17 protein-coding genes are annotated in these 21,878 nt (G+C 61.3%); 16 read left to right on the forward strand and 1 reads right to left on the reverse strand.

Annotated features, from left to right (window positions below):
- The first annotated feature begins 54 nt into the window (after positions 1-54).
- From JQ587_RS28690 to JQ587_RS28715, 6 genes are all read left to right on the forward strand, one after another.
- Positions 55-477 (forward strand): GNAT family N-acetyltransferase, encoded by a 423-nt coding sequence (locus JQ587_RS28690; RefSeq protein WP_249149075.1) that lies wholly within the window; start codon positions 55-57, stop codon positions 475-477.
- Positions 474-1,676, forward strand: a complete 1,203-nt coding sequence (locus JQ587_RS28695; protein ID WP_212427566.1) for a PLP-dependent transferase — start codon at positions 474-476, stop codon at positions 1,674-1,676. The genes JQ587_RS28690 and JQ587_RS28695 overlap by 4 nt, the downstream gene beginning before the upstream one ends.
- Before the next feature lie 302 nt (positions 1,677-1,978).
- Positions 1,979-4,270 (forward strand): TonB-dependent siderophore receptor, encoded by a 2,292-nt coding sequence (locus JQ587_RS28700; protein ID WP_349629540.1) that lies wholly within the window; start codon positions 1,979-1,981, stop codon positions 4,268-4,270.
- A gap of 84 nt (positions 4,271-4,354) precedes the next feature.
- The gene (locus JQ587_RS28705) at positions 4,355-4,921 is read left to right on the forward strand and encodes a sigma-70 family RNA polymerase sigma factor (protein ID WP_212427567.1); all 567 of its coding nucleotides are present in this window, start codon (positions 4,355-4,357) and stop codon (positions 4,919-4,921) included.
- A gap of 40 nt (positions 4,922-4,961) precedes the next feature.
- A complete protein-coding gene (locus JQ587_RS28710) occupies positions 4,962-5,879 on the forward strand; it encodes an alpha/beta hydrolase (RefSeq protein ID WP_212427568.1) in 918 nt (305 codons plus the stop codon).
- A gap of 11 nt (positions 5,880-5,890) precedes the next feature.
- Positions 5,891-6,712: an ATP-binding cassette domain-containing protein gene (locus tag JQ587_RS28715; RefSeq protein WP_212427613.1), complete on the forward strand. Its 822-nt coding sequence runs from the start codon at positions 5,891-5,893 to the stop codon at positions 6,710-6,712.
- 306 nt (positions 6,713-7,018) lie between these two features.
- On the opposite strand, the gene JQ587_RS37085 is transcribed toward JQ587_RS28715, so the two are convergent.
- Positions 7,019-9,523, reverse strand: a complete 2,505-nt coding sequence (locus JQ587_RS37085) for a LuxR C-terminal-related transcriptional regulator (RefSeq protein ID WP_212427569.1) — start codon at positions 9,521-9,523, stop codon at positions 7,019-7,021.
- Between the two features lie 379 nt (positions 9,524-9,902).
- Between JQ587_RS37085 and JQ587_RS28725 the strand changes: the two genes are divergently transcribed.
- From JQ587_RS28725 to JQ587_RS28770, 10 genes are all read left to right on the forward strand, one after another.
- A complete protein-coding gene (locus JQ587_RS28725; protein WP_212427570.1) occupies positions 9,903-11,144 on the forward strand; it encodes a thiolase family protein in 1,242 nt (413 codons plus the stop codon).
- Positions 11,145-11,154: 10 nt separating this feature from the next.
- Entirely contained in the window at positions 11,155-12,432 is a 1,278-nt protein-coding gene (locus JQ587_RS28730) for an acyl-CoA dehydrogenase family protein (protein ID WP_212427571.1), read from the forward strand.
- A 28-nt stretch (positions 12,433-12,460) separates the two neighbouring features.
- The gene (locus tag JQ587_RS28735; protein WP_212427572.1) at positions 12,461-13,582 is read left to right on the forward strand and encodes a saccharopine dehydrogenase family protein; all 1,122 of its coding nucleotides are present in this window, start codon (positions 12,461-12,463) and stop codon (positions 13,580-13,582) included.
- Between the two features lie 34 nt (positions 13,583-13,616).
- Positions 13,617-14,456, forward strand: a complete 840-nt coding sequence (locus JQ587_RS28740) for an enoyl-CoA hydratase/isomerase family protein (RefSeq protein ID WP_212427573.1) — start codon at positions 13,617-13,619, stop codon at positions 14,454-14,456.
- Between the two features lie 25 nt (positions 14,457-14,481).
- Positions 14,482-16,035 (forward strand): AMP-binding protein, encoded by a 1,554-nt coding sequence (locus JQ587_RS28745; protein WP_212427574.1) that lies wholly within the window; start codon positions 14,482-14,484, stop codon positions 16,033-16,035.
- 44 nt (positions 16,036-16,079) lie between these two features.
- A complete protein-coding gene (locus JQ587_RS28750) occupies positions 16,080-17,144 on the forward strand; it encodes an MDR family NADP-dependent oxidoreductase (protein ID WP_212427575.1) in 1,065 nt (354 codons plus the stop codon).
- A gap of 272 nt (positions 17,145-17,416) precedes the next feature.
- Positions 17,417-18,541, forward strand: a complete 1,125-nt coding sequence (locus JQ587_RS28755; protein ID WP_249154567.1) for an ABC transporter substrate-binding protein — start codon at positions 17,417-17,419, stop codon at positions 18,539-18,541.
- 54 nt (positions 18,542-18,595) lie between these two features.
- Positions 18,596-19,465 carry a branched-chain amino acid ABC transporter permease gene (locus JQ587_RS28760; protein ID WP_212427576.1) on the forward strand — a complete coding sequence of 290 codons (870 nt, stop codon included), beginning with the start codon at positions 18,596-18,598 and terminating at the stop codon, positions 19,463-19,465.
- Positions 19,452-21,164 (forward strand): branched-chain amino acid ABC transporter ATP-binding protein/permease, encoded by a 1,713-nt coding sequence (locus JQ587_RS28765; protein WP_212427577.1) that lies wholly within the window; start codon positions 19,452-19,454, stop codon positions 21,162-21,164. Before JQ587_RS28760 ends, JQ587_RS28765 begins: the two co-directional genes overlap by 14 nt.
- Positions 21,161-21,862 (forward strand): ABC transporter ATP-binding protein, encoded by a 702-nt coding sequence (locus JQ587_RS28770; RefSeq protein WP_212427578.1) that lies wholly within the window; start codon positions 21,161-21,163, stop codon positions 21,860-21,862. The genes JQ587_RS28765 and JQ587_RS28770 overlap by 4 nt, the downstream gene beginning before the upstream one ends.
- The last annotated feature ends 16 nt before the right edge of the window (positions 21,863-21,878 follow it).

Raw genomic sequence — 21,878 nt, forward strand, 5'->3', positions numbered from 1 at the left:
TTGACCGAGGTCTCTCTTCTCGCAACAGGCAAGGGCGATCTTTGCCGGGATATCATGGGCGAATTGCCGGAGTGGTTCGACCAGCCCGAAGCCAATTCGGCCTGCGCCAGTATCGTCGAGCAGCTGCCGCTGCTCGCCTGCCGTATGGACGGCGTCGCCGTCGGCTTCGTCGCGCTGCAGCCACATCCGCCGTCGGCCATGGAGATCTTCGTGATGGCGGTGCGCCGCCAGTTCCACCGTCGGCGCATAGGACATCGGCTGATCGCCGCATCGGAAGAGTTCGCCCGGGGCGCCGCGTGCCGTCTGCTGACGGTGAAGACGCTAGCGCCGAGAGACCGGGAAGAGCCGCAATACGCCGCCACCTGCGCTTTCTACGAGGGCTGCGGTTTCATTCGCGCCGAGATCTTTCCGAAATTCTGGCACGAGGATTTTCCGTGCCTGTTCCTGGTCAAGCCGCTCGACAGGAGGTTTTCATGAACAAGCACGAGCCTGCCGCTTCCGTCGCAGCGGTCGATCGCAATCTGATCGCCGCCTCCACGTCCCTGTTCGCTCCGATGGAGGCGGTGCCGTTCAATGCGGCCTCGCCGCCGATCTTCCAGACCTCCCTCTTCACCTTCGACAGTTATGCCGCCATTGAAGATGTGTTCGCCGGACGCTCGGAAGACTTCATCTATTCGCGTGGTAACAATCCGACGGTCACGGAATTCGAACGCCTGATCGCCACGCTTGAGGGGGCCGAGGCGGCTCGCGGCTTTTCCAGCGGCACCGGGGCCATCACGGCCGCTCTGCTTGCCTTTATCGAAGCCGGCGACCGCATCGTCGCTGTCCGTAACGTCTACAACGACGTCTACTGCCTGTTCAACAAGCTGCTCGCCAGGTTCGGTGTGACGGTCGACTATGTCGATGCGGGCGAGCCCGCGAAAGTCGCGGCGGTATTGCCGGGCGCAAAGCTGCTCTATCTGGAAAATCCGACCTCGATGGTCTTCGAGGTTCAGGATGTCGCGGCGCTGGCGGCGTTGGCGCGGCGGCATGGCGTCATCACGATGATCGACAACTCCTGGGCGACGCCGCTGTTCCAGAAACCGATTCTGCTTGGCGTGGATCTCGTGATCCATGCCGCTTCGAAATATCTCGGTGGCCACAGCGACACCGTGGCCGGTGTGATCGCCGGCTCGAAAGAGCATATCGCGCGCATCAACCGGATGACTTATCCCTATCTCGGCGCCAAGCTCTCGCCGTTCGAGGCGTGGCTCTTGCTGCGTGGCATGCGCACCCTGCCGCTGCGGATGGCGCAGCACATGAAGAGCGGCCTAGTTCTGGCGGAGCGGCTGAGAGATCATCCAGCGATCGCGCGCGTGCGTCATCCCGCCTTCCTCGATCATCCCGGCAAGGCTTCTTTGACCGGATATGCCGGCCTGTTCGCTTTCGATGTCTCCGAGGCGGTCGATGTGCCGGCTTTCGCCGATGCCCTGACGCATATCCGGCTCGGTGTTAGTTGGGGCGGTCCCGAGACCTTGATCGTGCCCGCGCAGGCGCCGTTGCGATTGCCCGAAGAGTCGAATTCGTTCGCCCGCTTCGGCGTGGGCGATCGCACGATCCGCTTCGCGGTCGGTCTTGAGGACCCGGACATGCTGTGGCGTGATCTCGATCAAGCCCTGGAGCGTAGTCGGCGCTGATTCCGTATTTCAGTCGCAGGTAAGCCTCCCGCAGGTTTGCGGGAGTTGCTCCCGCGTTTGTGACGCGTGTGCGCAAAACAAACTCTGGAGTCGTTTTCAATTTTTCGACGAGAGTTTGGAATCAATCCAACGATGTATCTCCTGCGCGTTTCAATCGATTCTATTCTGTATGTGTGGAATTGTCATTCCACCGTCGATAGAAGTCCGCATCAGGAAAGCACGCTGGTTCTTGAACGAGCCATGCGCGATCAATCGAAGTCATGCTTAAGCGGCATCATGCTCAAACAAACTGGGGATCATCGGTGGAGACTGTTTCGTTTCGTGCTATGCATCGCTTGCTGCGAACAACGGCTGCAATCAATGCAGCCATATTTGGCTCGGTCATCTTCGGATCGGCCGGCATCGACGTCTCGGGCGCACAAGCCCAGAGCAATGTTTCGCAAAACGGAAACGTGTTGCCGGCAGTGACCGTCGATGCTCCGGTTTCACAAAAGAAGCGCGGTTCGGCCGCGTCCACGCAGCCCACGCGATCATCCCGTGGGGCGGCGATTCGGCGCGGCAGCGCAGTCGTCGTTCAGGCGCAGGGTCCGCAAACGGCTGGGCGCGCAACCGGCACGACGATCGGATACGTCACGACCAACAGCTCCGCGGGTACCAAGACCAACACGCCCCTGATCGAGACGCCGCAGTCGATCTCCGTGGTGACGCGCAAGGAGCTTGAAGACCGCAACGTTCAAACGCTCAAGGACGCAATCAATTATACGCCCGGTGTCACCACGACGGCGTTCGGATACGATCCCCGTTTCGACAGCTTCTATATCCGGGGCTTCGACGTGACTTACACCGGCATCTACCGCGACGGTTTGCGTCAAGGCGGAGGTAACTTCGCCATTCCCAAAATTGAGCCCTACGGAGTAGAGAGCGCGTCGATCCTGCGCGGGCCGGCCTCGGGCCTTTATGGTCTTGGTTCACCGGGCGGCATCGTGGACGTCACGACGAAGCGGCCGACATCGACGCCGTTCGGCGAGGTGCAACTGCAAACCGGAAATTACGACCGCTACCAGGGTAGTTTTGATATTGGCGGACCCGTTCCCGGCAGCGATCAATTTTCCTACCGCCTGACCGGCTTGCTACGTGACGCCAAATCGTGGCTGCCGGGCAACGATGACAACCGCGCCTATATCGCGCCGGCCCTGACATGGAAGCCGAACATCGATACCTCGCTAACGATACTGGGAGAATATCAAACGAGCCGCACCGCCGCGGATGTGAGTTTCTTCCGTACTCCTACCGGTCAACTGACGAATATCTATTCGAACGACACGGCGTTCAGCGCCATGGATCAGAAGCAGTATCGCATCGGTTATGCATTCGAGCACAGTGTCAACGATGTGTGGACCGTGCGGCAGAACTTCCGCTTCTATCAGGTCGACACAGATGCGCGGTATACGCAGATCGATTCGGTGGATTACAGCACCAATCTTGCGTCACGTTCTGCCTGGCGAATCCTGGACAGCTTCAACACTGCCACTCTCGACAATCAGGCGGAGGCCAAGTTCATGCTGGGCTCGGTCAAGAACACCGTCCTTGTCGGGGTCGACTACACGCACAGTTACTACAACGACAAGATCGGTTTTGGTTCGGCGCCCGATCTCAATCTCCTGACCCGGAACTATGGCGCTCAGGCCATTGCGACGCCGGATTTTTCGATCTTCAACAAGCAGACGTTGGATGAGGTCGGAATCTATGCCCAGGAGCAGGCCAAGATTGGAGGATTTATTCTTACGCTCAACGGCCATCAGAGCTGGGTATCGCAGCGGTCGACGAGCGGCCTCGACGGAACGCCATCCCTGCAAAAAGCGGCGGCGTTCACCGGCCGCGCGGGCCTCAGCTATCTCTTCGACAATGGTGTTGCTCCTTATGTGAGCTATGCCACGGCATTCAGTCCGCAGGTCGGCTTCGATGCGGCCGGATCGCCTTTCAAGCCGACCACCGGCGAGCAAACCGAAGCCGGTATCAAGTATCAGATGCCTAACCTTCCCGTGCTGCTGACCGCCGCTGTCTTCGACATCAAGCAGGATAACGTCCTGCGCACGGATCCCAACGATAGGGCTTTCCAGGCGGCGACCGGGCAGGTCGAGTCGAAAGGGGTGGAGCTCGAGGCGAAGCTGTCGCTGAAGCAGGGCTTCGACCTCACCGCGGCCTACACCCACCTCAACGTTGTCATCACGCAGGGAAATCCGGATACGACGGGTAACCAATTTTCGGGCATCCCGAGGAACTCGTTTGCGACCTTCGGAAAATATACATTCCAATCCAGCAGTCCGTTCGAAGGCTTGGGTGTGGGCTTGGGTGCGCGCTACATCGGAGCGAGTTTTGGCGACGACCAGAATACGTTCGAGAATTCGGCTCTGACCTTGGTGGATGCCATGGTCGACTATGACGTGGGCAAGTTCGACAGAAGATTTTCGGGGGCTTACCTGCGCGTGAACGCCAGAAACCTGTTCGACAAGCACTATCAGGCTTGCCAGTCCGGTTTCTGCTATGCGGGCGAACGCCGCCAGGTGATTGGCAGCCTCAGCTATCGCTGGTAGCCGCCGCTTTCTCGTCTCCCGCTCGACTCCCGAACTTGCGCCACGGCTCCGGCTCGCCGCGAAACCTGATCAACGGATGACGTCATGTCGAACGTATCGCGTGCGGTGGATCGAGGCGGGCTGTTGAACGCGCTGATCTGCAATCGGCGCCGGCTGGTCTCGATCGCGGCGCGGATCCTGGCGTCCGAGGAACTGGCGGAGGACGTTGTTCAGGATGCGATGCTGAAGGCCTGCGACCTCGCCGGAACGGATCCGAATTGTCCGGTGAGCTTTGCCTGCCGGATGGTTCGCAATCTCGCCATCGACCGGGCGCGCCGGCGGCGCTGGGAGTTGCAGCATGCGTTACCGTCCGATGGTCTCGACGCGGTCGAGGCGCCAATCGCCGATGCGCAATGTGCGCTGGAAGGCTGCGAGGCGCTACGCGCCGTGCTGGCGGCGCTGGACGAACTGCCGGAGCGGACGCGTCGCGTTTTCATGGCGCATCGGCTGGACGGTGTGCCACAGAAGACGCTGGCGGCCGAATCCGGGGTGTCGCCGACGCTCGTCAACTTCATGATCCGGGATGCGCAGCGGCACTGTCTGGCGCGTCTCGAAGCCCACGAGCACGGTCATGCGGCCGGCGCCACGGGGCAGGTTCGCGAAGCTGCCTGAGTCGCGATCGGTCGCGGGCTATTGGTTCTTTTTGGAGGTCATGGTGGAAGACAAGCCGGCGCTGATCGCCGAGACGGTGCAGTTCGATCTTGCGTCCCGTGAGGGTGGTGAGCCGTATCGGATCTTTCTTCACTGTCCGCGAGGCGAACCGCCCGCGGACGGATGGCCCATTCTCTATCTTCTCGACGGCAATGCCGTCATCGGCACTGCGGTCGATGTGTTGCGCGTCCAGAGCGGCTATCCGCTCGGAACGGGAATCTTACCCGGCGTGCTGGTGGGGGTCGGCTATCCAACGGACAATGCGTATGACAGTGTACGCCGGTCGTGGGACATGGGGCCGCCGCCTGGCCGCGTTTATCCGCCGCACCATCCCGGCGGGCCCGATGTCCGCACCGGCGGCGCCGACGAATTCCTCGCCTTCATCGAGGACGAGCTCAAGCCCGAGATTGCGCGCCGTGTTGCGGTGGATGCCGCGCAGCAAGCGATCTTCGGTCACTCGTTCGGCGGGCTGTTCGTTCTGCACGCGCTATTCCATCTGCCGGAGGCGTTCTCGACCTGGGCCGCGATCAGCCCGGCGATCTGGTGGGAGGGGGCGGGCATTCTGACGGCGGCCGAGCGGTTCGAGGCGGCGCGAATGCCGGTCGAAGGGCGTGTGCTGGTCGCGGCCGGCGAGTATGAGCAGCGGCTCGCTCCCTTCCAGGAGGGGGTAGCCGATGCAGCGTCGCGTGTTGCGAGCCATGTGGAGAGCCGTATCGTCGACAATGCGCGCGCCATGGCGGACCGTCTGTCGGCGATTCCCGGCCTGCATGCCGAATTCGAACTGTATCGAGGCGAGACCCACATGTCGGTGCTGCCTGCGGCCGTCAATTCGGCGGTGCGCTTCGCATTCGGGCCGGCTGCCCTTCGGACGAAAGAGACATGCGTCCCGTCCCGGCTTCACAGCCAATCGCCGCGATGACGTTTCCGTCGATGCCGGTCTCCGTTTCGATAGAAACCGTCCGCGCTCCGGCGCTCGACGTTCCGCTGTTCGAACTCAATGGCGTCGCCTTCACGATCTTCGGGCAGGTTCTGCTCGAGCCGTTGGACCTGATACTGCCGGCGCGCCGTGTCGTGGGCGTGATCGGCCATAACGGCTCCGGCAAGTCGACGCTGATCAAACTGCTCGCCCGGCAGCAACAGGCCTCCTCCGGCGCGATCCGATTCAAGGGCAGGGAACTGAAGGAGTGGGCCGACCGGTCCTTCGCCCGCAAGGTTGCCTACCTGCCGCAACAGACGCCACCGGCTTCCGGCATGCTGGTGAGGGAGCTCGTCGCGCTCGGCCGCTATCCCTGGCACGGCGCGCTTGGCCGCTTCGGGCAGGTCGACAAGGACAGGGTTGCGGAGGCGATGGCGCTGACCGATGTCGAGCCCTTCGCGCATCGTCTCGTGGACACACTTTCCGGCGGCGAACGCCAGCGCGTCTGGCTGGCGATGCTGGTGGCGCAGGATACCGAGTGCCTTTTGCTAGATGAGCCGATCTCGGCGCTCGACATCGCGCAACAGATCGAGGTGCTCTCGCTCGTCCGCCGTCTATCGAAAGATGCTGGTCTCGGCGTCATCGTGGTTCTCCACGACGTGAACATGGCCGCCCGCTTCTGCGACGAGCTGATAGCGCTTCATTCCGGCAAGCTCATTGCACGCGGCTCTCCGGGGATGATCATGACGCCGTCGACGCTCGAGGCGATCTATGGCATCGCCATGGGCGTGATGGCTCATCCCGATAATTGTTATCCCATAAGCTATGTACGCTGATCGACGGGCTGCTTGGATGCCGGCAGGTTGCGAACACATAGGCGAGCCAGTTTCCGGGCAGCACGCTGCCGCGTGTTGAAGGCTGGTGTCGTGAGCTTCGGTGGCGCAGGCACTAACTAGCTGCACCGTCCGTAGTATCTCACGTCCGGGACCTCTCTCGAAGTCGCAAGTCGGCTCGGCATTCTCCCGATACAGAGGTTCTTGAGCGCGTGCTGCCTTGCATTCTGCGGGACTGACTCCTGCGGGAGTTGCTTCGTTATTTGGAAACGGCAGGCCTCCGCGAGTTTGGTTGCGATCAGTGGTTGTTCAAATCGGGTGAAAAAGACCCAGCGTCCGTGCGCGACTCACGGCCGTCTTTCGATCGCCTGCTCCCAGCTTCAGATAAAGGTTCTTCAGGTGCCACTTCACTGTCTCCTCACCCAGACCCATGGATCTGGCAATTTCTTTGTTACTCATATGATCAACCAACCGGCACAGTATGTCGAATTCGCGGGGCGTGAGGATCGAGCGTGTCTCCAGAGGAGGAGCGGTTGGCTTCACGATGCGGGGGAGTTCTTGATTCCCATGACCCTCGATGCGATCGCCAAGATCGCTGAACTCATTGCTCAGCCGCCTCATTCCGGTCGCCTCGCACAAGCTCGTCGCCTCAGCGAGTTCACCCAAGGCACGCGCATCCCGCAATTTCTTGAGCGCGCGTGCGCGCAGAAAAAGTGAGAGAACTAGATCGGAACCGCGATTGAGGCGTGCTGCCAATCGAGATCCTTCCTCGGCGATAGCGACAGCTTCCTCCAGCCGCGCGAGGTTCATGTCGGCAGCAAGCACAGCAGCCATAGCGAGCCGCTCTTGAAGCTGGCACCAGAGCATGATTGCGGTCGGCAGATCTGCCGGAAGTGCCGCGACCAGCTCTTTCAACTTCTCCGCCTCCACTGCTGCGCTCCTGATCCGTCCGTGGCGCGCGTGGAGATTTGCCAAGCCCCGCAACGCGGACGCTTCCATTCGTGGGATTCCCCGCTCTCGCCCAAGGGTCGCGAGCGAAGCCAATTGAACGGCCGCTTGGTCCTGCCGGCCTTCCTCGTCCGCGATTTCGGCGAGCGCCCGGTACGCTATGATGACAACGTCTGGAAGCCCCTGCTTTTCCAGTATAGGGAGTCGCAGCGCAAGTAACCGGCGCGCCTCGTCCGTCCGACCGGTTTCGAGACACGCCTGTGCAAGTGCCGCCGCGATCATCGAAACGACGCGATTCCAACGATCCAATTGGCTCTCGGCGCGGGCAAGCGCTTTGCGTAGGGCCTCATAAGCAATTTTCGGCTTGCCCTCCCATAGGTAGCTCAAGCCCATCAACAGGTCGGCGAAACCCCATGACATCGGCGATATCGCGTCGGGATTCTGTTGCTGGGCGCTCAGACATTGGCGCGCCAGTTCGGTGCGGCCGCTCAGTATGGCGCGATGCGCGAAGGAGACCGCGTGGATGACGATCTCACTCGGGACCGCGGAGGCGGGCGGCGCTGGCCACTTCCGAGCAAACTCTTCAAGCTCGCGTAAGTCGTCGCTGTAGCCGGCGCAAGTGGAGAGGATCATGTCCGCCTCATAACGCGCCGCTTCGGTCACATCTGCACTTTGGCGAATTAGCTCGACCAGGCGACGCGCCTCCTCGGTTCGGTTGCTCATCGCAAACGCCCAACCGGCCGGCGCCCAGAAACCCGGATGCTCCCGGATCTCGGCGGAGGGCATCCGGCTGAACCATCCCAGGACCTCGCTGCTGCGGCCTTGCTCGGTCATGGCGCGCAACCCGGATTCCACAAGGCGCATCGCGGTGGTATGATCTCCGGCCAGATTGGCTTGGTGCGCCCCCTCCTCGAACAGGCCATGTTCCGCGTACCATTGGCTGGCCCGAACAGCGAAACCGCGGCGCTCGTTCTGGGGAAGGCTGCGATGGCGTTGCGTGAGAATCTCGCGCGCGGTCGGATAGAGCCTCAGCCAGGGGCCGCTTTCGCCGCGCGTGAGAATGGCTGACTCGTCGGCTAGTCGGTCCAGCTCGTAAACTGGCGCATTGGGACCGAGCACAGTGCGGCACAAGTCGGGATGGATCGGATCGAGATGCGCGAGGGCAACCAGCATCTGCGCGGCCGGGGCTGGCAGGCGGTTGATTACAGTGTCGACAAAATATCGGCCGATATCGGTCGTGACGGTCACCTCCAGGTCACGGGGCATCGCATTGCGCAACTGTGAAGCGACTGCGAGGCGCACGCCCAAAGGCCAGCCCTCGGTGACTTCGTGGATGCGGATCGCGAGGTCGGTTGATCCATGCTCTCCAAGGGCCTGCTGCACCACACTGAACGTTTCCTCCTCGCAGAAGCGCAACTCACGCGTCGCGATCCGCAACATTGGCGTGCCATCGAGAATGCTGGCCGCCGATAACCTGGCGTTCGGTCGTAATCCGAGCATTATGCGCAGGTTTCCGGGCGCATTGGCGAGCAGATATTCGAGCGCACTCAGCGAGTCATCCGATAAGAGATCGACATCATCAAGGAGGAGCAGGACTTCGTCGGGCGCCTCCGTGACCTCGGCGAGCCACGCCGTGAGCGCCTGCCGGGAGTCAGCGCAGCTTCCTATCCAGTCAGCGAATGCCTGAGAGAACAACCCGCCCTCGATGCGCATCGCCGCATCGGTCAGCCGCTGGATCAGTCGTGACGCGTCATCGCGCTCTTCGATTTTGAGCGATATTGCGGGTATCCCGCTGACGACGGCTTCTCGCTGCCACTGGGCGAGTTGGCTTGTCTTTCCGAAGCCGTGCGGAGCACTGACCTCCACAACACGGATTCCGGCCAGCCAGAATCGGTCAAGCGAGAGGTGGGGCCGGACCAGAAAACCCCGCGGGGCCGTGCGCGTACCGCCCCTGAGCGACCAAGCGCCTCGCGCGTCGTTCACGGTGGCACCACGTGCCCCGTCTGTCTGTGATCCTCCCGTCATGTCGCCCACGCTAACCGAGTTGGGGGGGGCGAGACAATGGTGCCCCCCTTTCACGGGGGGGAGCAGTTGAAGCTTCGACGCACTAATCAAGGGGGGTCTTGGCGTTACGTTTGCTGCCACCAAGAGCGGCAACCGGTGAGCGGCCAGGGAGGAGCATTCGACAAGGGGTGACTGCGCCATTGGCGCTCCAGATCGTCCCGGCGGATGGAGGGGGAGCGCAATGGATTCGGAAGTCTACGTCGCTGGCATCGGCATGACCCAGTTCGGTCGTCATCCTGCGCGCGCGGTCTGGCAGCTCGCTTCGGAGGCGCTGGATCTGGCCCTAAAGGATGCTGGCGCCAATGCTGCCATGATCGGACAGGCTTACTATTCCGGCGCGACGCAGGGGGCCCTCCAGGGGCAATACGCAATTCCCGGTCAGGTCGTCCTCTCGCGCCTGGGCATCGAATCCACACCGATCTTCAACGTCGAAAATGCCTGCGCGTCCGGGACGAGCGCATTCCAACTCGCGGTGCAGGCTCTGCGCTCGGGCGCCTGCGACGTCGCGCTGGCGATCGGCTCGGAGAAAATGAATATCGAGGATCGCGCACGTGCCATCGCCTTATTCGAGGGCGGCTGGGACGTGAGCCGCTCTGAACAGAACGCGGCCCTGCTGCTCGCGCTCGGCAGAGGGATCGAGCCGCCCGACGGTAGCGAGTCTCCAAGACCCTATAGTCGTTTCATGGCGATCTACGCCGCGATGTGCCGCTTCTGGATGAAGACTTTTGGCACGACGCAGCGGCAGATTGCCGCTGTTTCGGCCAAGAACCACACCCACTCGGTTCATAACCCGTTTTCGCAGTTTCGTCGGCCCTTCACGATCGATGAAGTGCTCGGGGCTGCGCCGATCACGTATCCGCTCACGATACCGATGTGCTCCCCCTTGTCGGACGGAGCGGCGGCGGCGGTCGTATGCACTGCAAAGGGACTTCGACAACTGCGCGGAATGCCGACTAGAGCGATCAAGGTTGCGGCGACGTCGATCGCCACAGCGTCCGCTCGCGAGGCGACAGAATTCGACAAGGCGGTATGTCGCCGCGCGGCCATCCTTGCCTATGAGCAAGCCGGGCTCGGTCCTTCGGACGTGTCCGTGGCGGAGGTCCACGACGCGACAGCGATGGGCGAAATCATGGCCGTCGAGTATCTCGGTCTCACCGAGATGGGCGGGGCCGGACGGGCCGCTGAGCGGGGCGATCTCTCGATTGGCGGCAGCATCCCGGTCAATCCATCCGGAGGACTAGAATCAAAGGGGCATCCGATCGGAGCTACCGGGCTCGGCCAGATCCACGAGCTTGTAACCCAACTGCGCGGAGAAGCGGGCGCACGCCAGGTCGAATCCGCAAAGGTAGCCATTCAGGAAAATGGCGGCGGCTCGATTGGTTACGAAGAAGCCGTCGTCACAGTCAATATCTTCACGAAATGAGGCGATGACAATGGGAGAAACAAAGCCTGCGTGGCCTTACGTTGAACTCTCCGGTTTCGACGCCGGCTTCAGCGAAGAGGAACGGACGATCCAGCAAGGTGTTCACCGCTTTGCAGCACAAGTCATGCGCCCGCTCGGCCGCGAACTCGACCGAATGCCATCCGAAAATGCGTATGCGCCCAACTCTCCTTTTTGGGACTTCCACCGCGAGCTCCAGAAGCTTGGCATAGGCCCGGGTATCGAGGCGGGGGTCGAAGCGCGCGCGGCCGCGCGGCTGGAATCGCTTGTCGTTGCCGAACTCGGCTGGGGAGATGTCGGTCTTGCGGTCTCGGCCGGCGCCGGCGAGATGCCGATCCGCGCAGCCTTCGCCAGCGGCCAGAAAGAACTGATCGATATGTGCGCAGGCAAACTCGGTTGCTGGGCTGCTACCCAACCCGACCGCGGTTCAGATGGCCTGCTGCTGTATTCCCAGGAACGCTTTCCCGGATCGAAAGGCAATGTCGGCAATCTCTACGCGAAGTTCATTGGCGAGGAGATCGTCATCAACGGGCAGAGTTCCGCGTGGGTGTCGAATGGTACCGTCGCGCAGGTCGCTCTCCTCGATATCGCCGCCGACTACGGCGATGGCTTTCACGACGAAGAGGGCAATACGTTCGGCTGCAACGTCATCGTTCCGCTCGATATCCGCGGCGTCTCGCGCGGCAAACCATTGGAGAAGATCGGGAAGCGTCCGCTTCCTCAAGGCGAGATTTACTTTGACAATGTGAGGGTGCCGCGTCGCTTCGCGGTGGCTACCCGCGACGACTATCCATCGAAACACGCGATGGCGTGGGCGCACGCCGGCACGGCCATGAGCCATATCGCGACTGGGCTCGCACGCGCGGCCTACGAACTCGCGCTATCGTACGTAAACCAAAGAGTGCAGGGCGGCGCCTTGCTGGCGGACCTCCAACTCACGCAATACCGCGTTGGCGCGATGGGCGCGAGAGTAGAGGCCATCAAGGTGATGGCGCGCCATGTCGCCGAATACACCAAGATATCGCCGCAGCCACATCCGTACTTTACTGCCTCTGGCAAGGCTTATTGCAACTCCGAGATGTTCACGGTGGTGAACGAGGCGTTGCAACTCTTTGGCGGCGTAGGTCTGACCGCCGCGTACCCAATCGAGAAACTGTTACGAGACGCCCGCTCGATGCAGATCGAGGACGGCGAGAACCATCTGCTGTTCATGCACTACGGCTTCCTGATGACCCGCCTCAACCGGTTCGAGGCGTGGGGCCAGAGCTGATCTAAAATATAATATCTCAGGAGAGGAAATGTCGATGAGCACGAGCTTTCCAGTCGTCGTCTACGGTGCCAGCGGCTACACGGGCCGAATGGTGATGGAGCACCTACGCGACGTGGGCGTACCCTTCATCGCGGCTGGGCGTGATCGTGCGCGCATTGAAGCGGCACTGAAACTCGTACCTGGCATCGAGAACGCAGAGTACGAAATCCGTGCGGTTGAGCACAATGTCGACGCGCTGGCGAGACTCCTCGAGGGATGCAAAGTCATCTGCAATACCGTCGGTCCGTTCATGCGCTACAGCCGTCCGGTCGTCGAGGCGTGCTTGAAAGCGGGGGTTCACTACCTGGACACGACGGGGGAGCAGCACGTCGTAAGTATGCTGATGGACGAATACGGCACAGCTTTCGCAAAGGCGGGCCTTTGCCTCATACCGTCGACGGCTTGCATGTATGGGCTGAGCGAGATCGGCGCTCGCTACTGTCTTGAGACGCCAGGCGTGGACTCTCTTGAGATGACTGAGATTGCCCAGGCCGTACCGACAGTGGCCTCAGCGCAGACGATTCTCGACGCCGTCCGACATCCAGCTTACTTCCTCAAGGAAAATGAGTTGGTGCGCTATCCCGGGATTGAGACCAGCGACATTACCACGCCGTCCGGTCGAGTATTGCGCGCCTCGAATTGGGGCGGAACGTCCAACCCGATTTGGTTCAGTCGTGACGGTCGCGTCCGCAATTGCAGGATGTCGGTCGCGATGTGGAATCAGGAACTGTACAAGAAGGAACTTGAGCTGGAACGTGCCTATAAGGTGCAGTTGCAGTGGATTCCCGAAGAAACACTTTATCCGCTACTCGATCGAATGGCGACGGCGATTACGCCCGGTACGCCCCCACGCGAATCCCGCTTCGTCCACCGCGCGATCGATGTTTGCGTAGCGACGGGCAACACGGTCATGGTGAGAAGCACATTGATGGCGACTGGTGGTTACTTCACGACCGGATTGCTGCAGGCCTATACGGCTCGCCGTCTCGTGACGGAAACCCCGCGCGTCACGGGCTTCCGGTCTCCCAGCGAGGTCTTCGGGCACCGCGAACTCATGGGGGCCCTTGAGAGCTACGGATATGCTGCCATCAAGGTCGAGAAACTCGTCTGAACTTCCCGAAGACGCTTACACGAGGAGGCATTTCATGAATTTCGAGACTCTGCGCTTGCGCGAGGAATCGGGGCGCCTGAACGTTACCCTGTCGAACCCGCCCATCAACTTGATGAGCGTGAAGATGGTCCAGGAGCTATTCCAGCTCACGGGCTTTCTCATCGAGAATCCAAATATCCGAGTGGTTGTTCTGGACAGCGCGGATCCGGAATTTTTCGTGGCGCACTTCGACCTTGAACAAATGGAGGAATCGATGCGCGATCCCTCCAAGGCGAGTAAGTACCCAGACATTAACGTGCTGCAATCCTTGGGGTTGGCCTGGCAAAACTTGCCACAAGTGAAGATCGCGAAAGTGAACGGCCGGTGCCGCGGCGGCGGGTTCGAATTCATTCTTGCAATGGACATGATCTTCGCCAGCAAACGATCCGTGTTCTGCTTCCCCGAGGCCAGCGCTGGCTTTGTCGCCTCCGGCGGAGGCGCGACGCGCACAGCTCTGGCCGCAGGGCCAGGACGCGCACTTGAGATACTGCTCAGCAGCCGCGATTTCACTGCGGAGGAAGCCGAGCGCTATGGCGTGATCAACCGTGCCCTGCCCGATGAGAGACTCGACCAATACGTCAATGATCTTGTGGGGCGCCTCGTATTGCGATCGCCGTCGGTGGTGGCCATGCACCGCGAGGTTTTTCGGCGCGCGTTTCAGGCTGTGGTGGACCCTCTGTTTTCGGCTTTCGCCGCTGAATGCAATGCGTTCCGCGATGCCCTCGCAGGCGACGAGCTACAGAACACCATACGTTGGCACCGTGGCATCGGACAGACCCGCGAGACCGAACTGAACTTGCCCGACACCATCTCCCGGATGCTGGCCGAGCGGTGAGAACGCTGCAGTAGGGAATGAAGCCATGTCACTGATCGCATTTCTTGATCGAGGAATGAGCCTGGCGCCCGGCCGTGTCGGCTATGTTAAGGATACCGAAAGCTGGACATTTCAACAGTCATACGACGTAACGTGTCGCGTTGCGCGGGCTCTTAACGCCGAGGGCCTCGCCTGCGAGACGAAATGCGCTGTCCTGGCGGCGAACGATCCGTTGGCCTGGTTCTGTGTCCTTGGCGTATGGCGCGCAGGGTTGACCTGGGTCCCCCTGAACCCGCGCGGCGCGCCGATCGAACATTCGGAGTTGATTAACGGGTTCGACGTGGAAGTGCTTTTTTTTCAGCGAGCGTTCGCCCCTTCGATTGAAGCGATTCGCGTGCAATGCCCGCGCCTGCGTGTGCTGGTCTGCCTCGACGGAGAACTATCCTACGCGAAGACCTTCGACGGATTCTGCGGCGCGTTCCCGGCATTGAAGCCGGACCGCTATCCTGCGGAGGAGGACCTTGCGGCCATTATGCCGACCGGAGGCACTACCGGTGCCCCTAAGGGGGTGATGCTGACGCACCGCAATCTGAGTCTGTCGGTGGCGAACAATATAATCAACACCCCTTACCAGCCGGGCGACGAGATTGTGAACCTTGCCGCCGCCCCGATGACCCACACTGCCGGATTTCTTACCCTGTCGGCGACTGCGCGGGGGGGCAAAGTCGTCGTCATGACCAAGCCAGATCCGGTCTCGCTCCTCGATTTGGTCTGCGGCGCGCGGGTTACGGAGTTCTTCCTTCCGCCGACCGTGATCTATCGATTGCTTGAAATGCCGGGGATCGAGAGCCGAGATTTCTCCCGTCTGAGGTATTTCATGTATGGCGCCGCTCCGATGTCCGTGGAGAAACTGCGGGAGGCGCTGAAGGTCTTCGGTCCAGTCATGTTGCAGGGCTACGGACAAACCGAGGCGCCCGGTTCGATCGCCTTCCTTCGCCCCGGTGACCATTTTCGCGGACGTGTGATAGCCGAGGAGTACCGTCTCTCCTCGTGCGGGCTGCCGTCTGTACTCAACACCACCGCGATACTCGACGAGGACGGACGGCCCGTCCGGCGCGGCGACACCGGCGAGATATGTGTACGCGGCGATATCGTGATGAAGGGCTACTACAAGCAGCCCGAAAAGACCGCCGAGACGATTGTCGACGGTTGGCTGCACACTGGCGACTTGGGTCACGTCGATGGTGAAGGCTATCTCCATATTACGGACCGCAAAAAGGATGTGATCATCACCGGTGGCTTCAACGTGTATCCGAGCGAAGTCGAACAGGTCCTTTGGTCGCATCCGGCGGTTCTTGATTGTGCGGTGATTGGCGTGCCCGACGGGCACTGGGGTGAGGCGGTGAAAGCAGTCATTGAACTAAAGCCCGGTGCCGCAGTGAGCTCCGAGGAGCTGATTGCAATGTGCAAAGAGAAGGTCGGCTCGGTCAAAGCGCCCAAGACTGTGGACTTTGAGCCTCTGCCGCGCAGCCCGGTGGGCAAGGTTCTCAAGAAGGATATTCGAGAGAAGTACTGGCGGAATGCCGAGCGTCGCATCTGATGCCTAGTCTACCGCCTCATGGCCTGAAACGTCGATATCGGAGTATGAATATGGAAGCTGGGACGTCCAAAATGGTTTCGAATGCCACCGGCGTAAATCGCCAGTGGCTGCTCGCGCGACGCCCCGTGGGCGCGGTCAAAACAGATGATTTTCGGCTGACGGAAGGGGAGATCCCAACGCCAGGTGCCGGCGATATCTTGGTCCGAACTCTGTACTTTGGTTTTGACGCCAGCCAGCGCATCTGGCTGACCGACGACGGCGGTTATATGCCCCCCATCATGCCCGGCGACCCGATGCGCTGCATGGGAATTGGGCAGGTCGTCCGATCGAACGATGCGAACTATCGGCCTGGCGACCTCGTAGAAGGCTTCATGAGCTGGCAGGACTACGTCATCGTACGCAGCGATGGACCGATGCCTTTGCGGTGCTTGCCGAAAGCGGACTACCCCATCTCGTGGAACCTCGGCGTGTTCGGAGTGGGAGGTCTTACCGCGTATTTTGGGATAGTCGACGGACTCAAGGTGAAAGGCGGCGAGACTGTTGTCGTGTCGGCGGCGACCGGCGCTACCGGCTCGCTGGCGGGCCAGATCGCCAAAGCGATGGGCGCCAAGAAGGTCATAGGCACGGCCGGCGGTCCCGAAAAGTGCAAATGGGTCGTTGAGCACGCAGGTTACGACGCGGCCATCGACTACAAGAACGGGGATCTATCCGCGCAGCTATCAAAACTTTGCCCGGAAGGGGTCGACGCCTATTTCGACAATGTTGGAGGGGACATGCTCGACACATTGTTCCTGCACATGGCGCCAAAAGGCCGCATATTGATCTGCGGCGCGATGTCATCCGGTTACACCGACGTGAAGCTCCAGGGGCCGCGCAACTACATGCGGATCTGCACGCATCAGCTTACAATGCAGGGCATCTTGCTGTTCTTCTATCGCGATCAGATCGCCGAAGGTGCCGCGCGGCTCGGGCAATGGGTGATGGAAGGCAAGCTCCTCGTTGAAGAGGACATGCACGAGGGATTCGAAAAAGCTCCGTCTCTGCTTCCAACCATGTTCACGGGCAAGGCTCCTGGAAAGCTGATCCTTCACGTCGCCGATCCGGCCTGACAGCAAAAGTAAGGATTGCGCGCGTGCGAGACGGCACGCGCGTCGAAATAATGCCGGAAAGGAAAGAGGCGGCTGATCGTCCGACTGTTCGTCAGAGTCATCGCGAATGGCGGAAGAGGGGGCTCTCTGAAGCTCGTCCGATTGGCTGTTCAAGGTTTGCAAAACGGAGAGGCCGCCATTTCGGACGTGCGGCCGAACCTCAAAATGGGGAGGAAGAAATGCTAGGCACGATGCGATGGATTGGGATTGCAATCGGAGTCGGAACCACGCTGTTGACCACTGCAACTTTCGCTGCCGGGCCAACTTGCCCTGACGGGCCAATCAGGATCGGCTCCATAACGAGCGCGACTGGTCCCGTCGACTTCAGCGATGCACCGAAGGCCGCCAAGGCACTCTTTGACGCGACGAACGCGGTCGGCGGGATCGATGGTTGCAGGATCGCCTACGAGCTCGCCGACGACAAGGCCGATCCCCAGGTCGCGGCGCAGGCGGCGCGCGATCTCATCGAGAACAAGAAGGTCGTCACGATGGCCGGCGGCGCCAGCCTGCTGGAATGTGCCGTCAACTCGCAGTTGTATAAGCGGTCAAACCTTTCCTCGATCCCCGGCCTCGGCGTGAATCCAGTATGCTTCGTCTCATCGAATATCGCTCCTGTGAACGTGGGACCCTATACGCTTGAGACTGCGCTGGGGCTTTTCGCGACTAACCAACTGAGAGTGAAGAATGTTTGTGTCCTCCTGACGATTATCGGCGGCTCTCTCGAGGCCCACAAGGCGGCGCTGGCTCGCTGGGAGGCGATTTCGGGCCAGAAGGCAAAGCTGGTCGACCTGACCGTTCCGACGACGGGCGACTACACGCCCTTCGTGATCAGAGCTCGCGACGCGGGTTGCGAGGCGGTCATCAGCAACGCCGTGGAGCCGACGGTCGTCGCGATTGTCAAAACGGCGGATGCGCAAAAGATTTCCGGCATCAACTGGATGTTCCTGTCACCCGGATACAGCGTAGAGGTAGGAAAAGCGCTCGCTGCTACGCAGCAGGCCGTGTATGCGGGCACGGAATGGGAGCCGTACACCGACCAGAACTCCGACGCGAACAAGGAATGGATCTCGGCGATGAACTCCGCCGGGCTTCCCCTCACCGCCTTCTCGCAGGGCGGGTATCTGTCGGCCCGGGTCATCATCGACGTGATCAAAGGCATCGATGGCCCCGTCACGCGAGACAGCGTCAGCAAGGCGCTCTCGTCCATGAACCCGGTCTCGTATTCGCTCGCCGGCTCGCAGTACGTGTTCGGGAGTGCGTCGACGCATGCGCCGATGCAGGCGACCAAGGTCATGAAGCTTGAGAAGGGCAACTGGACCGTGGCGACGAAGGACTGGTTTGTCGTGCCTTCAAAATAGAGGAAAGGCAGTTTGAGGCAAGAATTGTCCTCCTGCCGCAATGCGAGGCCGAACATGAACTCTCTTCTTACAAACGCCGTCGCCGGGCTGACGGCGGGCGGGGCCTATGCCCTGCTCGGTGTCTGCGCAACCTTCACGTTTAGGCTCGTTGCCGTTGTGAATTTTGCCGGCGCGGCGATCGGAGCGTCAGGAGCCTTTGCATTCGCGCTGCTCGTGGAGGTGGGGACGCCGATCTGGGGTGGGGCCATCGCCGGCTTACTATTTGGCGCACTCGTCGGCGTCCTCGTTGGCGAGATCATGACCCGTTGGTTTGCGGAGGCGTCGACATCGATCAAGGCTGCCGTGTCCACCGCGCTCCTGGTCGGCGTGACTGCTGTCGGCTTGCGGGTCACTGGTGGTCAACGACCGCACGAATTCCCCGAGCTCTTGAGCGGGTCAGCGTTCAGGCTTCTGGGCGTCGAGGTCACCAACACCGCAATCGCGATGCTCGGATTGGCGATGTTGTTCACGTTGCTCATCGGATTGTTTCTCAATCGATCTCATGTGGGGTTGCAACTGCGCGCTCTGTCTGAGCGTCCGGCTGCGGCAGAGCTGATCGGCATCCCCGTGCACCAACTATCCCTCTGGGTATGGGCCATCGGCGGAGCTGCGACGACGCTCGCGCTCATGCTGATCGCGCCGCAGCGCGCCCCGAATTTCCTGGGGCTGAGCCTCCTTGTCGTGCCAGCGCTGGCCTCTGCCTTGATCGGTTTCTTTCGAAGCTTCTGGGCGACGCTTTTGGGAGGCGTGGTCATTGGGGAAATGGAAAGCCTGATCAGCGGCTTCTCCGGTCTGGGCGCGTACCGGACCGCCGTTCCGTTTTTGGTCATCATTGCCGTTCTTCTCTGGTCGCAACGGGGGGGCCGCTGGGATGACGCGCGATAGCATGCGGTCGGCCACTCTCAATGTTGCAATAACGATTGGCTTGGGCGGTCTGGCGATCCTGATCTTGCCCAACTATTGGATTTATTTGGCGACCGGAGCGATGATCGGTGCCGTCGGCCTGCTTAGTCTCGGCGTCGTGGAAGGCCGAGCAGGTATGATCTCGCTATGCCAATTGTCGTTTGCCGGGGTCGGGGCTTGGACGGTTGGCTACCTGAATGTCGCGGAGGCGCCCGGCGGATTGCCGATCTGGATCCTCATCGGCGGGCTTGCCGCCGTTCCTTTTGGCATCGCCATCGGACTGCCCGCGTTGCGTCTTCGCGGTATCAACCTCGCAATTGTCACCCTCGGCTTCGCGGGCGCGTTCGACGCGGTGTTGGCAGCCATCACGTACCCTGGTCAGGCCGAGTTTCTGCAAGTTCTACGTCCTGACGTTTTCGACGGCGATCGGGGATATTTTCTGTTCGTCGTAATCGTGTTCGCCGTCATCTCCGGCGTGCTGGAGCTCGTAGGCGGGTCGCGCCTGGGCTCATGCTGGCTGGCGATCCGACATTCGGAGCGCGCGGTCGCCGCGCACGGAGTCGGGATTCCGTACGCCAAGTTGAGGGCGTTCGCGCTCAGCGCGTTCGTGTCCGGCGTTTCAGGCGGGTTGCTCGCGGGCTATCTCGGTATGCTCGTCTCAGACAACTTTACCATGTTCGGCTCGATGGTGTTGTACGCGGTCGCGACCATGGTGGGAGCGCAATATCCGGAGGGTGCCGTTGTGGGCGGTCTCCTGGGAGCACTCTTTCCGGAGTTATTGCGCCGGCTCGATGTTCCGCAGGATCTCGGTAACCTGCTTTTCGCAATCGGCGCAGTGCAGGCCTTGGCAGCGCGTGAGACGATCAGCGAGAGCTTGCGCCGCGCGTTCTGCCGAGTCGTTCGGTCGAAGACGAGGCAGCTAAGGCGGCTCGACGCGAGCGCCCTGCCGCCCCGCATTGATTACGGAAACGCGCCCGCTCTGGCAGTGCGAGGCCTCACGGTCCGATACGGCTCCGTCATTGCCCTAAATTCCGTGGATATCGACGTTCCAGCTGGCGCAGTCGTCGGCCTGATCGGGCCCAACGGTGCCGGAAAATCGACCTTGATCGATGCGGTTTCGGGTTATGTGTTGCGCTATGAAGGGCAAATCGAAACGAAGAACAGGCCGCTAGAGGGCGTTCTGCCGCATCGGCGCGCGTCCTTGGGCATTCGACGCACCTGGCAGACGAACCGGATTGCGCCGGATCTCACTGTTTCCGCTTATCTCCGGCTCGCTGCCGGTAACATCACCAACGACGAGATCGACGCTGTTCTGGCTTGGATCGGACTTCCCGACCCGGACACGAAAGTATCAGGGATCGATGCCGGGGCCCGGCGGCTCCTCGACGTCGCGGGTGCCGTGGCGGCGAGGCCGGCGGTCGTTCTCCTGGACGAGCCGGCGGCGGGTCAATCCTTCGATGAAGCCGCGCGTCTTGCCGAGCGCATATCCGAGATTCCCGACCTTTTCGGCTCGGCGGTTCTTCTCGTCGAACATGACATGGACCTCGTTCGGGCCGCATGTTCGGCTGTCACCGTGCTCGATTTCGGTGAGGTCATCGCCTCCGGGCCGACACGCGAGGTGCTCGATCTGCCCATCGTCAAGACGGCCTACCTCGGCGTGGTCGAGACGGAGGCCGCATGACGATGCTCCGCATTAGCGACTTGAAGGTCGACAGGGCCGGCCTGCCAGTCATCCGAGAGGCCGATCTCGTGGTGGAACCCGGCAGGATCAGCGTTCTCCTCGGCGCCAACGGAGCCGGCAAGACCACGCTGCTCGAAGGGATATCCGGTATCGCTCCGGTCACAGGCGGCCGCATCAAGCTCGGGACCGAGGCGATCGAGACCAACCGCCCGACAGAGCGCGCGCGGAAGGGACTGGCCCACGTCGAGCAGGGCCGGACAGTCTTCCGAACATTGACCACGGAAGAGAATCTGAGAGTTGTCGGCAACGGCGTTGACTTCGCTCGCTCCTATGCGCTGTTCCCGGAACTGGAAAAGCGGCGCCAGGTGCGCGCCGGCCTGTTGTCCGGTGGCGAACAGCAGATGCTGGTGATCGCCCGAGCGCTGCTTGCCCGTCCCAAGGTCATCATGATCGACGAAATGTCGGCGGGTCTCGCGCCGATTATCGTTGGGCGGCTCATGAATGCCGTCCGCGCCCTGGCAGATAGCGGCCTCTCCATTCTGCTCGTCGAACAGTTCGCAGCACTCGCACTCGAGATTGGCGATCGCGCCTATGTGCTGCGGAAGGGGCAGATCGTCTATGACGGCGCGTGCCGGCCGCTCATCGAAAATCCTGACCTGTTGCATCGCCTCTATCTCGGCGGCGGAGCGCACGCATGACTTTCGAGCGGCAGAT

The organism is Bradyrhizobium manausense (genome assembly GCF_018130615.1).
Lineage (GTDB): Bacteria > Pseudomonadota > Alphaproteobacteria > Rhizobiales > Xanthobacteraceae > Bradyrhizobium > Bradyrhizobium manausense_A.